Origin of the sequence: Buchnera aphidicola (Cinara strobi), assembly GCF_900560745.1 — a bacterium.
Lineage (GTDB): Bacteria > Pseudomonadota > Gammaproteobacteria > Enterobacterales > Enterobacteriaceae > Buchnera_F > Buchnera_F aphidicola_AJ.
Window position 1 is genome coordinate 322,339 of sequence record NZ_LR025085.1, and the last position, 15,649, is coordinate 337,987.

The window sequence follows — 15,649 nt, forward strand, 5'->3', positions numbered from 1 at the left end:
TATTAAAGTTACATAATATATTGTAACACTTAAATATATTTTAATTACAATTAAACTAAAAATTATATAAATAAAAAATGAGAAAAAAATGTTAGAATCTTCTATAATTTTCAAAAAAATAAAAAAAATAAAAAATAGAATTAAATTATTAAAGAGGAATCTTTGAGTATTTTAAAAAAATAAAAAAAATAAATTTAATTAAAAAAAAAATAAAAAAAATAATTTACAAAAATCATCCTAAAAAAATATCAAAGTTATATAAAGAAAAAAATTTCTTGTTAAAAGAAATAGGAAAAATAAAAAAACTTGATTCAATATTTAAAGATATACAATATTGGATAAAAATTTTTAAAATCGATAGTGATCAGATCATCATAAACGAAATAATAAAAGAATATAGTAGATTAAAAAAAAATATAAATAAATTAGAAATATATACTATGTTTAAAAATAAATATGATTCAAATAATTGCTATGTTGACATACAATCTGGTTCTGGAGGTATTGAATCACAGGATTGGACAAAAATATTATTAAAAATGTATATAAAATACACAATAAAAAGAAGATTTAAAGCAACAATTATTTCAGAATCAATAGGAGAAATAGGGGGTATTAAATCTGTTACACTGAAAATAAAAGGAAAGTTCGCATTTGGATTATTTCGAACAGAAACGGGTGTTCATCGTTTAGTAAGAAAAAGTCCATTTGATTCTAGCAAAAAAAGACATACTTCATTTAGCTCTATTTTTGTATATCCTGAATTAAAAAATGATTTAAAAATTGATATTCAGGAAAAACATTTAAAAATTGATGTATATAAATCTTCAGGAGCGGGTGGGCAACACGTTAACCGAACAGAATCAGCTGTCCGTGTCACACACATCCCTACTGGGATAACAACACAATGTCAAAATAATAGATCACAACATAAAAATAAAAATAAAGCTATTAAACAGCTGAAAGCAAAATTATACAATATAGAAAATAAAAAGAAAAAAATGGAAAAAAAAAAAGTTAACCAAAATAAACCAGATATTAGATGGGGGAATCAAATACGTTCATATATATTAGATGCCTCTAGAATAAAAGATGTAAGAACGAAAATAGAACGAAAAGATATTCAGAATGTTTTAAACGGTGATTTAAATCAATTCATCGATACAAGTTTAAAAATGGGATTTTAAAAAAAATATGTCAAACATGATCCAATCTGAAAAAAAAAATAATTCCTTAAAAAAAGAAATTAACAATCGTAAATATAAACTAAAAAAATTACGTACATTAGGTTTTGATTTTCCAAATAAATTTTGTTGTACACATAAAATTAAAGAAATATATTTTACATATCAAAATTATACTAAAGATGACTTATATAAATTAAATTGTACATCCAATGTTGCTGGAAGAATCACAATAAAAAGAATTTTAGGGAAAGCTTTATTTTTTGTTATAAAAAATAACAATTATAATATTCAAATATATATAAAAAGTAATATATTTCCAAAAAACTATTATAAACATTACATAACTGATCTAGACATAGGAGATATTATTGGTGTATCTGGCACAATATTTAAAACAAATACATTAGAATTATCTATTTATTGCAAAGAAATACATTTATTAACAAAATCTTTAAGATCTTTACCAGATAAATATTATGGATTAAAAAATCAAGAAACTAAATATAGAAAAAGATATTTAGATCTTATTATTAACAATAAAATTACAAAAATTTTTAAAAAAAGATCATTAATCATTACGTATATTCGTAAATTTATGAAAAAAGAAAATTTTATAGAAGTTGAAACTCCCATGATGCACCCTATTCCAGGTGGGGCAAACGCAAAACCATTTATTACTTATCATAATTCACTAAATGAAAAAATGTTTCTAAGAGTTTCTCCAGAACTTTATTTAAAAAGACTAATTATTGGAGGGTTTGATAAAATTTTTGAAATAAATAGGAATTTTAGAAATGAAGGAGTCTCTACTAGACATAATCCTGAATTTACAATGATGGAAGTTTATATGTCTTATAGCAATTATAAAGATATGATGAATCTACTAGAAAATTTATTTATTTTTTTAATAAAAAAAATTTCTAATTCATTAATTGTTACATACCACCAACATTCTTTAAATTTTAAAAAACCAATTAAAAAAATGACAATGATTCAATCAATTATAAAATTTAATAAAAATATCCATAAATCTGATTTAAGTGATATTAAAAAAATCAAACGAATAACAAAAAAACTGAATTTAAACACTACAAATTGCTCATCTCTTGGCGAATTTATTAATTTAATTTTCGAAAAAACAACAGAAAAAAAAATAATACAACCTACATTTATTACAGAATACCCCATTGAAGTATCTCCTCTAGCTAAAAGAAAAAAAGATAAAAATAATTTTGCTGAAAGATTTGAATTTTTTATTTCTGGATATGAAATAGCTAATGGATTCTCTGAATTAAACGACCCTGAAGAACAAAAAAATCGATTTAAAAAACAAGAAATTAAAAAAAAAATAAATAAAGATATATCAGAAAATTTCTATTATGATAAAGATTATATTACTGCCTTAGAATATGGACTACCCCCTACCTCAGGATTAGGAATCGGTATTGATCGACTAATCATGATTTTAACTAACCAGAAAAGCATAAAAGATGTAATATTTTTTCCAATTTTAAAAAAACTATAATATAATTAAAATTAATAACTCGTTTACTAATATTAAAAATAATTTTTTTTTTCTATAAAATAATTACTATAAAAATAATGATTTTAAAAAAAAACTTAATAAAAAAATAATGGGAATTAAAATGTCTGATACATTAAAAACGTCTAAGAAAATGCTCACAAGAAAAAATGTGCTTTATTTAATTAAAAAATATAAAACTCCAATGTGGGTATATAATGAAGATACTATTATCAAACAAATAAAAAAACTAAAAAAATTTGACATTATTCGATTTGCTCAAAAATCCTGCTCAAATATTCATATTTTAAAATTAATGAGAAATTATAATATAAAAGTTGATGCTGTTTCATTAGGAGAAATTGAAAGGGCTTTTCTTGCCGGATATCTTCCAAAAAACAATAATATTGTTTACACATCCGATATTTTAGAAAAATCAGTGCTAAAAAAAGCAATTCAATATAACATACCTATTAACGCTGGATCCATTGATATGTTAAAAAAAATTGGCAAGAAACGTCCCCAACATCCAGTTTGGATTAGAATCAATCCTAAATTTGGAGATGGACATCATATTAAAACTAAAACTGGGGGGAAAGATAGTAAACATGGTATATGGAATCCTATGAAAGCTCTTTCAATAATTAAAAAATATCAATTAAATTTAATTGGATTACATATCCATATTGGATCTGGAGTAAATATAAAAAATTTATATCAGGTATGCTCATACATGGAAAAATATGCACTTTTATTAAATCAGAAAATAAAATTTATATCCGCAGGAGGGGGATTAAACGTACCTTATAAATCCACAGAAAAAAAAATAGATATTGACAGTTATTTCAACCAATGGAACCAAACAAAAAAAATAATTTCTTCTAAATTAAACTGCTCAATTCAACTAGAAATTGAACCGGGGCGATTTTTAGTTGCTCAATCTGGAATTTTAATTGCTAAAATATATTCTGTAAAAAAAACTGAAAAAAACACTTTTATACTCTTAAACTCTGGATTTAATGATCTAATGAGACCTATTCTATATGGTAGTTATCACAAAATAACAATAATACATCGAAAAATAAATAAAGTAAAAAATCATCCTATAATTAATAGTATCGTAGCTGGACCATTATGTGAATCAGGAGATGTATTTACAGTTGATTATAATGGAATGTTACTTCCTAGGAAAATTCCTAAGGTTTCTCCTGGTGATTACATTATTATACATGATACCGGGGCTTATGGAGCTTCTATGTCATCTACCTATAATAGTAGACCATTGATTCCTGAAATATTATATTCTGATAATACTTTCAAATTAATAAGAAAACGCCAATCAATAAAAGAACTATTACAATTAGAGACAATTATTTAAACTAAAATTTGTATTTGTATTACACATATTTTTAAAATACATTTAAAAATATATTATTCATTTCTTTTGAAATTCAAATTTAAAAAAAATAACTTATTTACATTCCACATATTTAATAAAAAAATCTTAATCATGAATATAAAAAACATTAAAAAAAAAATATATATCAAAACTTGGGGATGTCAAATGAATGAACATGATTCCTCTATTATTAAAAACATATTAATGAGAAAAAAAGAATACATTTTAACAAATAATCCAGAAAATTCTGATATTTTTATTTTAAATACATGCTCTATTAGAGAAAAAGCACAGGAAAAATTATTTCATCAATTAGGGAGATGGAAAAAAATTAAAACAAAAAAACCAAATATCATAATAGCTGTAGGAGGATGTGTGGCTACCCAGGAAGGGAAAAGAATTTACCAAAGAGCTAAATTTATAAATATTATATTTGGACCACAAACTATACATAAATTACCAGAACTATTAAAACAAGCATATAAAAATAAAAAAATAATTATTGATATTAACACAAAATCACTACAAAAGTTTAAAAATTCAATTAATACAAAGATAGACAAAAAATTTACTTCTTTTGTGTCTATTATGGAAGGATGTAATAAATACTGTTCTTTTTGTATCGTTCCTTATACAAGAGGTAAAGAAGTTCATAGAAATAATTATGAAATTATATCAGAAATAAAAAAACTTACAAAAATAGGTGTAAAAGAAATCATTTTATTAGGACAAAATGTTAATGCATATAATGTATATGACAATGTATATCAAAAAAAATATAATTTTTCTGATTTATTATATGAAATATCAGAAATACCCAAAATTCATAGAATTCGATACATCACTAGTCATCCAATGGAATTTAATGACAACCTTATAGAAGCATATAAAAATATTCCACAATTAACTAATTTTTTACACTTACCATTACAAAGTGGTTCAAATAGAATTTTAAAACTAATGAAAAGAGGTTATACTATAGAACAGTATGAGGAGATCATTAGAAAACTAAAAAATATACGACCTAAAATAAATATTAGTTCTGATTTTATAATTGGATTTCCAGGGGAAACAAAAGAAGATTTTCAAAAAACATTAAATATTATTTCAAAAATTAATTTTGATACTAGTTATAGCTTTATTTATTCTAAACGACCAGGAACAAGAGCTGCTAAATTAATTGATAATACGCCAATAGAAGAAAAAAAAAAGAGACTAGCAATACTACAAAAAAAAATTATCCAACAATCTTTTCAATGGAGAAGAAGAATGCTTGGAACAGTTCAGTCAATTATAGTAGAAGGAGTTGCAGGTAATAATATTCAGGAATTACGAGGTCGAACAGAAAATAATAGAATTGTTCATTTTGAAGGACATCCAAAATTAATTGGAAAATTTATACAATTAAAGATAATTGATATAAACTATAAAACTTATTTAAAAGGAACTATTATTTAATTAATAATTAAATATCTAATCATTTTATTAATTATTAATAAAATATAAATAATAAAAATCTATAATATGAAAATATTCATTCAAATTGCATGCAAAAAAACATTTTTTTTTCCAAAAAAAAAGTTTTTTTTATTATGGTTAAAAACTATTTTTAAAAAAAAAAAAATAGAAACCACTATTAGATTAGTTTCTATTAAAGAAATAAGATGTTTAAATAAAAAATATAGAAGTAAAAATATTCCCACTAATGTATTATCTTTCCCTTCTACAAAAACAATTAATCAAAAACATCATTTTCCATTCTACATAGGAGATATTATTTTATGTCCCCCGTATATCAATAAAGAAGCATTATTTTTAAAAAAAAAAAAAATAGAACATTGGGCTCATATAGTAATTCATTCTACATTACATTTGTTACATTATGAACATAATAATGATATTTCAAAAAAAAAAATGCAAAAAATCGAAAAAAAAATTATGTTAAAATTAAATTATAACAACCCATATTCTTATAATTTCTAATAAAAAATAAAAATAATATTAACTCAGCTGTAAAACACAGAATCTAAAATCATTTAATTAAAAATAATTTTACTAAAAAATAAAATTTACTCTATTAATATAAGAAATTTATATATTAAAATTAAATAATTTTATTTTTAATAAAATTATTTTTTAATAAAAAAAATATTTAAAAATAAAATAGTATATATTTTTACTGTAATAAAAAGAAAATACTATAAAGGATAAAAATGAACAACCATAAATATAACCATAATAAAATTGAAAAAATCATTCAAGAACGTTGGATAAAAGAAAAAACATTTTCTGTAACTGAAAATAAAAAAAAAGAAAAATTTTATTGTTTACCAATGCTTCCTTATCCATCTGGAAAGTTGCATATGGGGCATGTGCGAAACTATACTATTAGTGATGTAATTTCAAGATATCAAAGAATGTTAGGGAAAAATGTACTACATCCAATTGGATGGGATGCTTTCGGATTACCGGCGGAAGAAACTGCAGTTAAAAATAATACTTCACCGAAAAAGTGGACATATAAAAATATATCTATTATGAAAAAACAATTACAATCATTAGGTTTTAGTTATGATTGGAGTAGAGAAATTACTACCTGCAAACCTGAATATTACCGTTGGGAACAATTATTTTTTATAAAACTGCTAAAAAAAAAACTAATTTATAAAAAAAAAACTTTAGTTAATTGGTGTGAATTTGATAAAACAGTTCTTGCTAATGAACAGGCTCAAAAAGGTGTGTGTTGGAGATGTGGTACAAAAGTAAAGTTAAAAAATATATCACAATGGTTTATTAAAATTACTGAATATGCTGAAGAATTATTAAAAGATCTTTCGCTACTTCAGGAATGGCCAAAAGAAATAGTTGAAATGCAAAAAAACTGGATAGGAAAATCCACTGGAATCATAATAAAATGCCTAATATTTCAAACTGATTATTTTTTAAAAATATACACAACTAAACCTGAAACAATTTTAGATGCAACATTTTTTGCAATATCTATGTATCACCCGTTAATTAATGTTTTCCTTAAAAACAATAAAAATATCAATAAATTTTTAAAGAAAAATAAATACATATCTTATTTAGAGTTTCAAAATTGTAAAAAATTAATTGGAATAGATACCAGTTTATTTGTACTACATCCTATAACAAAAAAAAAATTACCGTTATGGATCACAAACTATGTAAAATATAATTATGCTACTGGAGCTATTATAGCGGTCCCTAATAGTAATAAAACTGATTACAATTTTGCTAAATTATATAATTTACCAATTAAATATAAATCTTCTAACCAACAAGAAAAATTTAAAAAAAATACTTCGACTCTTATTAATTCTAAAAAAATTAGTAGATTACAAAAAAAAAACGCTCGAATTATAATCTCTAATCAACTAATTAAGAATAAACAAGCAAAACGAAGTCAATATTATAAAATACAAGATTGGTGTATTTCTAGACAAAGATACTGGGGGACCCCTATTCCCATCATATATAATAATAAAGGAAAATATCTGCCAGTTTCTAAAAAAAAATTACCAGTTATATTAAAAAAATATATTAATAAAAATAATATAATAGAATTTAAAAATAGTAATGATCTTATAAAAAAAAAACCCAAGAAAGAGGTAATTCAAGAAACTGATACATTTGATACATTTATAGAATCATCATGGTATTATGCTAGATATACTAATCCTCATTTTAATTTAGATATTTTAGACTCTCAAGCAGCAAAATACTGGCTTCCAGTAGATCAATATATTGGAGGTATTGAACATGCTGTAATGCATCTCATATATTTTAGATTCTATCATAAATTATTACGTGATTTTGGATATGTAAATTCCCCGGAACCAGTAAAAAAATTAATCTGCCAGGGTATGGTTGTTGTAGAATCATTCTATATGTATAACACAGATGGAAGTAAAAAATGGTTAAAACCATCAGAATTAAAAATTAAACGCAATAGACAAGGAAAAATTATCAATGTTTTCAAAAAATCATGTCTTAGTAAAGTGATATATGCAGGAAAAATTAAGATGTCAAAATCAAAAAATAATGGAATAGATCCGACTAAAATTATAAAAAAATATGGAGCAGATACATTACGGTTATTTCTCATGTTTACAGCCCCCATTCAATCATCATTAGAATGGAATTCCAATAGCATTATAGGTATGCATAGATTTTTAAATAAATTATGGAATTTTACACATTCTACATATAATAATGAATTTATCGATAAAACTAGTAAAATTATATATGAACAAAAAAAAATAATTTCTAAATTACAAAAAATTATTATCCATGTTACTAACGATATTCAAAAAAAGAATTCATACAATACCGCTATTGCAAAAATAATAAAATTCTTTAATTATATAGTTCATCTTAATAATAAAAAAAAAATTAATCAAAATAATCTACAGCTATCATTAAAAACAATTATAAAAATGTTATATCCTTTTACCCCGCATATTTGTTTTGCGTTATGGAGAAAAATATATAAAAAAAATCATTATATAGATTTTGAAAAATGGCCTGAACCTAGAAATGATTTAATTATTTCTGATAAAACAAAACTTGTAATACAAGTAAATGGAAAGAAAAAAAGTTTAATCAAAATCAAAAAAAATTTAACAAAAAAAGAAGTAATTCAGTTAATTTTAAATAAAAAAGAAATAAAACAATATTTTTATAATACGGTCATAAAAAAAATAATTTACATACCTAAAAAAATTATTAATTTTGTCCTCATTCAGAATAAATAAAATATGCTAATTGATACAAGAAATTTAAAAAAATATTTACATAAAAAAAAAATATTTACTTATATTATTATAGAATCTGAATTTATTTTTATAAAAAAAAATAAAAAAATTATTCTTAACCAAATAAATAAAAAAAATAAATTTAAAAAAAATGAATTAGTAATATATAAAAATGAAGACTGGAATTATCTTTATCAAAAAATACAAAAACAAGATTTATTTTCTAAAAAAAAAATATTTAGCATTACAGTATATGATTCTAAAATGTCCTCAAATGCACAGTTAAACATAAAGAAATTAACAAATTACTCTAATCAAAATATTATTATAATAATCCTTTTTCCTAACTTAGTCTATACAGAAAAACTGTGTGTAACGATCTTTAAAAATTATACAAAACAATCCAGAATATTAATAAATAACTCGAAATTTTATATAAAAAATATTAATTATTGGATCACAGAAAAAATTAAAAGTAGTGGTATCAAATTAACTTTATCTGCTAAAAACTTTTTATTAGAAAATAGCTATACTAATATAAAATTTTTTTCTAATTTTTTAGAACAAATAATATTACTCTATCCCAATGTTCTTATTACAATTTATATGCTAAAGAAATATTTTAAATCTGTTCAAGAAATCAATTATTATGATTGGATTCAATCAATCATAACTGCTCAAAAAAAAAAATCAATAAATATACTTAGTATTTTAAAAAAACAAAGTTATAACTATAGAAAACTAGTTTCTATTTATAAAACATTGATATATATTATCCTATATAAAAAAGAAAATAAAAAAATTGAAAATAATTTTTTTGATTTTACAAAATATAAAAAAAAAATTATGCAAATATCATTAAAATCATTAATTAAAAACAATGATATAAAAACTATTCAATTAGCTTTTAAATTATTAAAAAAAATAGAAATATTCATACAGAAAAAAAAAAAAAAAATCATTTGGATGCATTTAAAAACATTATCTATAATTTTGGATTAAAATATAAAAGAAAAAATTAATTATTTAAAACAATCAATAAAAAATTATTAAAAATTTTTTATAAAATAAATTATCCCATTCAATTATAATTTCTAAAAAATATTATGAAAAACAAGTTAAATTTATCAGGATTAAGATGTCCTGATTTAATCATGATTTTAAGAAAAAAAATTAGAACCTTTCACAAGGGGCAAAAAATTTTAATATTAGCTGATGATCCAGTTAGTAAAAGAGATATCACTCTCTTTTGCCATTTTATGGAACATAAATTATTAGTAGTTTCTACTAATAAAATTCCATATCAATTTATTATAGAAATCGGAAAAAAAAATATGAACTATTAAATTTATTGAAATAATATAATTTTAAATCTTTAATTTACTAAAATATTTAACATACGTCGCAATGGCTCTGCAGCCCCCCATAATAATTGGTCACCTATAGAAAAAGCAGATAAATATTTATCTCCAAAATTTAATTTTTTAATTCTTCCAATAGGGATATCTAACGTTCCAGTAACCTTTAAAGGTGTTAATTCATTTATTGTAGAATCTAGAGTATTATCTATAATTTTAACCCATTGATTATGCGAAAGAATCAATGATTGAATTTCTTTAATAGAAATATTCTTCCGTAATTTAATTGTAAATGATTGACTATGACAACGTAATGTTGGTACGCGAACACAAATACCATCAATAGGTATATTATATTTATAATTTAAAATCTTATTTGTTTCTGCAGAACCTTTCCATTCTTCTTTTGTTTGCCCGTTTTCAACAGGGATATCAATCCAGGGAATTAAACTACCTAATAAAGGCGCTTTTATTTTATTATTTATACAATTAATTTTGTTAAGTGAAGCAGTAAATATCTTTTCAATATCTAAAATCGATTTATTAGATAGAGAAAGATAAGAATGGATATTCTTGTAAGCAATACCGATTTGGTTCAATAAGTCCAACATACTTTTAGATCCACTTCCGGATACAGATTGATAAGTAGAAACAGAAACCCATTCAATAAGATTATTAGAAAACAAGCCTCCTAATGCCATTAACATTAAACTAACTGTACAATTTCCACCTATGAAAGTTTTAATCCCTTTATTTAAAGCATCATTTATACTGTTATAATTAACAGGATCTAAAACAATAATAGATTCTGAATACATTCTTAAATAAGAGGATGCATCAATCCAATATCCCTTCCATCCCATTGATTTTAATTTCGAATAAATTTTTTTTGTGTATAATTCTCCCTGACAGGAGATAATAATATCTAATGTTATTAATCGATCTAAATTATATGCATCCTCTAATTTTGAGGAAATAGAATTTAATACATTGGGAGCTAACAAACTAAATTGCGAAGTAGTAAAAAAAATGGAACAAAAATTTTTAAAATCATTATTCTTTTTTAAGCGATCTAATAAAATAGATCCAACCATCCCACGCCATCCAATAAAACCAACTAATTTTTTCATTATTTTTTCTCTATTGTTTCAATGACATATATTTTATAATAGAAAAATTAGAAACATATTTCATAATATGAATATAATTACTATTATATCTAAAATATTATATATAATATTTATGATTAAAAAAAAAACGTAACATTATTTTTATAAAATATATAACTACTAAATTTTTATTTAAAATCATATTTAAAAATATAAATAAAAGATTAACACTAGAAATATTTAAAAATTTATTCAAAATAATATTTTTAAAATTATTATTGTAATTAATTTAAAGATATCATTATCATAATTTTTTAAAAAAAATAATTAAATATCATTAAAAATATTTTATAAAAAATTAATAATTTTTCTTTTTATTAAAACAGGAATTAAAATTTTTTTAATAAAATATCTTTATATATATTTTAATAAATTTTTAATAAAATATATAATAAAAAAATTATATATTTATAATATTATATTTATTAATTAAAAATTAATTTATTAAATATAAAAAATTTATAAATTTAATAATTTTAAAAAAATACTATGTTAAAATTTAATATTAACTAACCTTTTAAAATTATATCTATAGTAACACACAAAAAATAGAAATAAAATTAATAAAATTTAAAAATAATTCAATTATATAAATAAATCAAAAAAATATAAAATAATGAAATTTATTTTCAAATATTTGCTTTTATAATCTATAGATATATATATAATTATATATATACTATCAACTACTTATAAAAAAAATTTTGTATTCCGAAATACTTCTAAAAATTAGGTAAAAATATGTTATACATGAAAGATATTGATCTCAATAATAAAAAAGTATTTATCAGATTAGATTTTAATGTTCCTATAAAAGGAAATGAAATTACTTCTAGCGAAAGAATTGATCGATCTATTCCGACCATTCAACTAGCAATTAAAAAAAATGCAAAAATTATTTTAGCATCACATTTAGGAAGACCTAAGGAAGGTACATACAATAAAAAATACTCTTTATTCCCGGTATATCAATATTTAAAAAAAAAATTACCAAAAATAAATATAATTTTTTGCAAAGATTATTTTGATAATCCAATTCAAATAAAATCTAAACAAATTATTGTTTTAGAAAATGTTCGATTTAATATTGGGGAAACAAAAAATAATATTACTTTATCAAAAAAATATGCTGATCTATGTGATATTTTTATTATGGATGCATTTGCTACAGCACATCGAATAGAATCTTCTACCTATGGAATATGTGATTTTGTAAAAACAGCATGTATGGGTCCTTTACTTCATTCAGAAATAAAAATATTAAAAAAAATATTATATCAACCACTACGCCCAATGGTTACAATAGTTGGTGGGGCAAAAGTATCAACAAAATTTCAATTGCTTCATTCTTTATTAAAAATTACAGATACTATGTTAGTTGGAGGAGGGATAGCAAATACATTTCTTTCAACACGTTATTCTATTGGAAAATCTTTACATGAAAAAAATTTTCAAAAACAAGCTAAAAAAATGCTTGAAACAAAAAAAATATCTTTACCAATCGATTCCCGCGTTAAAATCACTGATACTGTAAACTCAAACCCTAAAATAAAATCTGTTTCTATGATTGAATCAAATGAAGAAATACTAGATATTGGTGATCAAACAATTCAAAAATATAAAAAAATAATTAAAAAAGCAAAAACAATACTATGGAATGGACCACTAGGTGTCTTTGAATTACCAAATTTTAGAACTGGAACAGCTAAAATTGCTAGTTATATTGCTAATAGTTCTTCATTTTCAATTGCAGGAGGAGGAGATACGATTGCCGTTATTGATTTATTAAACTTAAAAGAAAAGATATCTTATATTTCTACCGGGGGGGGAGCTTTTCTAGAATTTATAGAAAAACAAACACTTCCAATAATTAATAGATTAAATCAATTTTAAAAATATATCTTTAAAAAATTTATATGTCGTAAAATACCTTACAATAAGGATCTTAATTATGTGTAAAATTCTAGATATTATTCAACCTGGTGTGTTAAATGCAAACGAAACAAAAATTGTTTTTTCATTAGCTAAAAAAAATAAATTTGCTATACCTGCTGTAAATTGTATTAACACTGATTCTATAAATTCTACACTAGAATCTGCAGCAAGTATGAAATCTCCAATAATTATTCAATTTTCATATGGGGGATCATTATTTATTAGTGGATCGGGGTTAAAACTTAAAAATGAGTGTCAAAAAGCAATCATAGGAGCAATATCTGGAGCTCAACACATACATTTACTTGCAAAATACTACCAAGTTCCAGTTATTCTACATACTGATCATTGTGATCTACACCATCTCCCATGGATTGATGGATTATTAAAAGCTGGAAAGAAATTTTTTAAAAAAAACCATCGTCCATTATTTTCATCTCATATGATAGATTTATCAAAGGAAAAAATTAAAAAAAATATTTACATTTCAAGCAAGTATTTAAAAATTATTAAAAAATTAGATATGATTCTAGAAATAGAGCTAGGATGCACTGGTGGGGAAGAAGATGGAGTGGATAATACAAAAATAAACAAAAATCTTTTGTATACTGATACAATAGATATTCATTATGCATTTAATGAACTAAATAAAATTAGTGATAATTTTACAATTGCTGCAGCATTCGGAAATATACATGGTGTATATCAACCAGGAAAGGTTTTACTAAAACCATCTATATTAAAAGAAGCGCAAAAACATATTAGCTTAATGAATAAGTTACCTGAAAATCCTGTTAATTTTGTATTTCATGGGGGGTCAGGGACAGATATCTTGGATATTAAAAAATCAATTAATTATGGAGTTGTAAAATTTAATATTGATACTGATATACAATGGAATAACTGGAAAGGAGTATTAAAATTTTATATTTCTAATAAAAATTTCTTAAAAAAACAACTAGGTAATCCAACAGGACCTAATCAACCAAATAAAAAATATTATGATCCTAGAGTATGGTTACGACAAGGACAAAATCAATCTATAAAATATTTAAATAAAATGTTTCATAAACTAAACTCAAAAAATAGTCTATAAAATATTCTATATATATATTAGTGTTGTTAAAAAGAAAAATCATGTTATATTATGTACATTTGACTATTTAATAAAATAAAAAATTAAATAAAAAATAAACACAATGATCCTTTATTTAAATTAAATACATAATGTAATATTTATTATAATAAATAAATAAATTTTTGTTTGTTAAAAAAAAATTTATTTGAATAGTCAAATAAAAATGTTGAAAAATTTTTTTCTATAAAAAAAATAATAGAGAGACTAGAAATTATTAATTACACAAAACAAATCGGTCTATGTTTTTTATTAAAAAAAAAAACCTTTTTATCTCATTTTATTAATCTATTACTTGCTGTTATAGTAGTAACCATTGGTTTTTTTATTAGCCAGTTTTTTTCAAAAGGGGCAAAAAAACTGTTATCTGTGCGCCATATTGATAATACTATTTCTGGATTTTTATCTACTCTAGCTCGATATACAGTAATTATATTAACATTTATTATTGCATTAGGACAAATAGGAGTAAAAACCCATTCGATTATTGCTATAATAGGAGCAGCTGGGATGGCTGTCGGTTTAGCTTTACAAGGGTCTTTATCAAACTTTGCTGCTGGAGTATTACTTGTCTTATTAAGACCACTTAGAACTAATGAATATGTTAATTTAGGGAATGCAGCTGGAACCGTACTAAATGTACATATATTTTATACCATTCTAAAAACCCTTGACGGTAAAATTATTGTAGTTCCAAATGGAAAAATTGTTGCAGGAAATATTATAAATTATTCTAGAGAACCAATTCGAAGAAATCAATTTGTTATAAATGTTGCATATGACTCAAATGTAGATTTAGTCATTTCAGTATTGCAGTCTGTCATTGATAAAGAAGAACGTGTATTAAAACATCCAGGAAATTTTGTTGGACTCAATGAATTTTCTCCATCATCATTAAAATTTGTTGTAAAATGCTGGTGTCATAATAAAGAATTAACTTCAGTATATTCAGACTTAATGTTAAAATTTAAAAAAGCATTAGACCAACACAATATTACTATACCATACCCTAAAATGGATGTTTATTTATATAAAAAAATACACAAAATGTTAAAAATTACTAAAAACCAAAAAAAAGAAAGCAAGAAATAGTTTCTATTAAAATATGTGGCGTAGAGAGTTAAAATATTCTACGCCATAAAAATAATCATTTTTATTTAATTATG

At 22.4% G+C, this 15,649-nt stretch carries 12 protein-coding genes; 11 read left to right on the forward strand and 1 reads right to left on the reverse strand.

Annotation, left to right across the window (positions count from 1 at the left end; genetic code table 11):
• Nucleotides 1–88: 88 nt before the first annotated feature.
• From prfB to tusA, 8 genes are all read left to right on the forward strand, one after another.
• Nucleotides 89–1,187 (forward strand): peptide chain release factor 2 gene (gene prfB / locus EAO23_RS01395; RefSeq protein WP_172575454.1). Its coding sequence is split into 2 segments (ribosomal slippage): nt 89–163 and nt 165–1,187, totalling 1,098 coding nucleotides; the frame shifts between segments, so codons are not numbered across the junction.
• A gap of 16 nt (nt 1,188–1,203) precedes the next feature.
• Entirely contained in the window at nt 1,204–2,712 is a 1,509-nt protein-coding gene (gene lysS, locus EAO23_RS01400; protein WP_172575459.1) for a lysine--tRNA ligase, read from the forward strand.
• A gap of 121 nt (nt 2,713–2,833) precedes the next feature.
• Nucleotides 2,834–4,087, forward strand: coding sequence for a diaminopimelate decarboxylase (gene lysA, locus EAO23_RS01405; protein ID WP_158349149.1), 1,254 nt, complete (start codon nt 2,834–2,836; stop codon nt 4,085–4,087).
• Between the two features lie 132 nt (nt 4,088–4,219).
• Nucleotides 4,220–5,566, forward strand: coding sequence for a tRNA (N6-isopentenyl adenosine(37)-C2)-methylthiotransferase MiaB (gene miaB, locus EAO23_RS01410; protein WP_158349150.1), 1,347 nt, complete (start codon nt 4,220–4,222; stop codon nt 5,564–5,566).
• 66 nt (nt 5,567–5,632) lie between these two features.
• Nucleotides 5,633–6,091 carry an rRNA maturation RNase YbeY gene (gene ybeY, locus EAO23_RS01415; protein ID WP_158349151.1) on the forward strand — a complete coding sequence of 153 codons (459 nt, stop codon included), beginning with the start codon at nt 5,633–5,635 and terminating at the stop codon, nt 6,089–6,091.
• A 230-nt stretch (nt 6,092–6,321) separates the two neighbouring features.
• Entirely contained in the window at nt 6,322–8,886 is a 2,565-nt protein-coding gene (gene leuS / locus EAO23_RS01420) for a leucine--tRNA ligase (protein ID WP_158349152.1), read from the forward strand.
• A gap of 3 nt (nt 8,887–8,889) precedes the next feature.
• Complete coding sequence (locus tag EAO23_RS01425; protein ID WP_158349153.1) at nt 8,890–9,888, forward strand: hypothetical protein; 999 nt, start codon at nt 8,890–8,892, stop codon at nt 9,886–9,888.
• 104 nt (nt 9,889–9,992) lie between these two features.
• Nucleotides 9,993–10,232: a sulfurtransferase TusA gene (gene tusA / locus EAO23_RS01430; RefSeq protein WP_158349154.1), complete on the forward strand. Its 240-nt coding sequence runs from the start codon at nt 9,993–9,995 to the stop codon at nt 10,230–10,232.
• Between the two features lie 29 nt (nt 10,233–10,261).
• Here tusA and asd read toward each other — a convergent pair whose 3' ends face one another.
• Nucleotides 10,262–11,374 carry an aspartate-semialdehyde dehydrogenase gene (asd, locus tag EAO23_RS01435; protein WP_158349155.1) on the reverse strand — a complete coding sequence of 371 codons (1,113 nt, stop codon included), beginning with the start codon at nt 11,372–11,374 and terminating at the stop codon, nt 10,262–10,264.
• Nucleotides 11,375–12,154: 780 nt separating this feature from the next.
• Between asd and EAO23_RS01440 the strand changes: the two genes are divergently transcribed.
• From EAO23_RS01440 to mscS, 3 genes are all read left to right on the forward strand, one after another.
• The gene (locus tag EAO23_RS01440) at nt 12,155–13,306 is read left to right on the forward strand and encodes a phosphoglycerate kinase (protein ID WP_158349156.1); all 1,152 of its coding nucleotides are present in this window, start codon (nt 12,155–12,157) and stop codon (nt 13,304–13,306) included.
• A gap of 58 nt (nt 13,307–13,364) precedes the next feature.
• Nucleotides 13,365–14,444, forward strand: coding sequence for a class II fructose-bisphosphate aldolase (gene fbaA, locus EAO23_RS01445; RefSeq protein ID WP_158349157.1), 1,080 nt, complete (start codon nt 13,365–13,367; stop codon nt 14,442–14,444).
• A gap of 237 nt (nt 14,445–14,681) precedes the next feature.
• Nucleotides 14,682–15,575 carry a small-conductance mechanosensitive channel MscS gene (gene mscS, locus EAO23_RS01450; RefSeq protein WP_158349158.1) on the forward strand — a complete coding sequence of 298 codons (894 nt, stop codon included), beginning with the start codon at nt 14,682–14,684 and terminating at the stop codon, nt 15,573–15,575.
• Nucleotides 15,576–15,649: the final 74 nt, after the last annotated feature.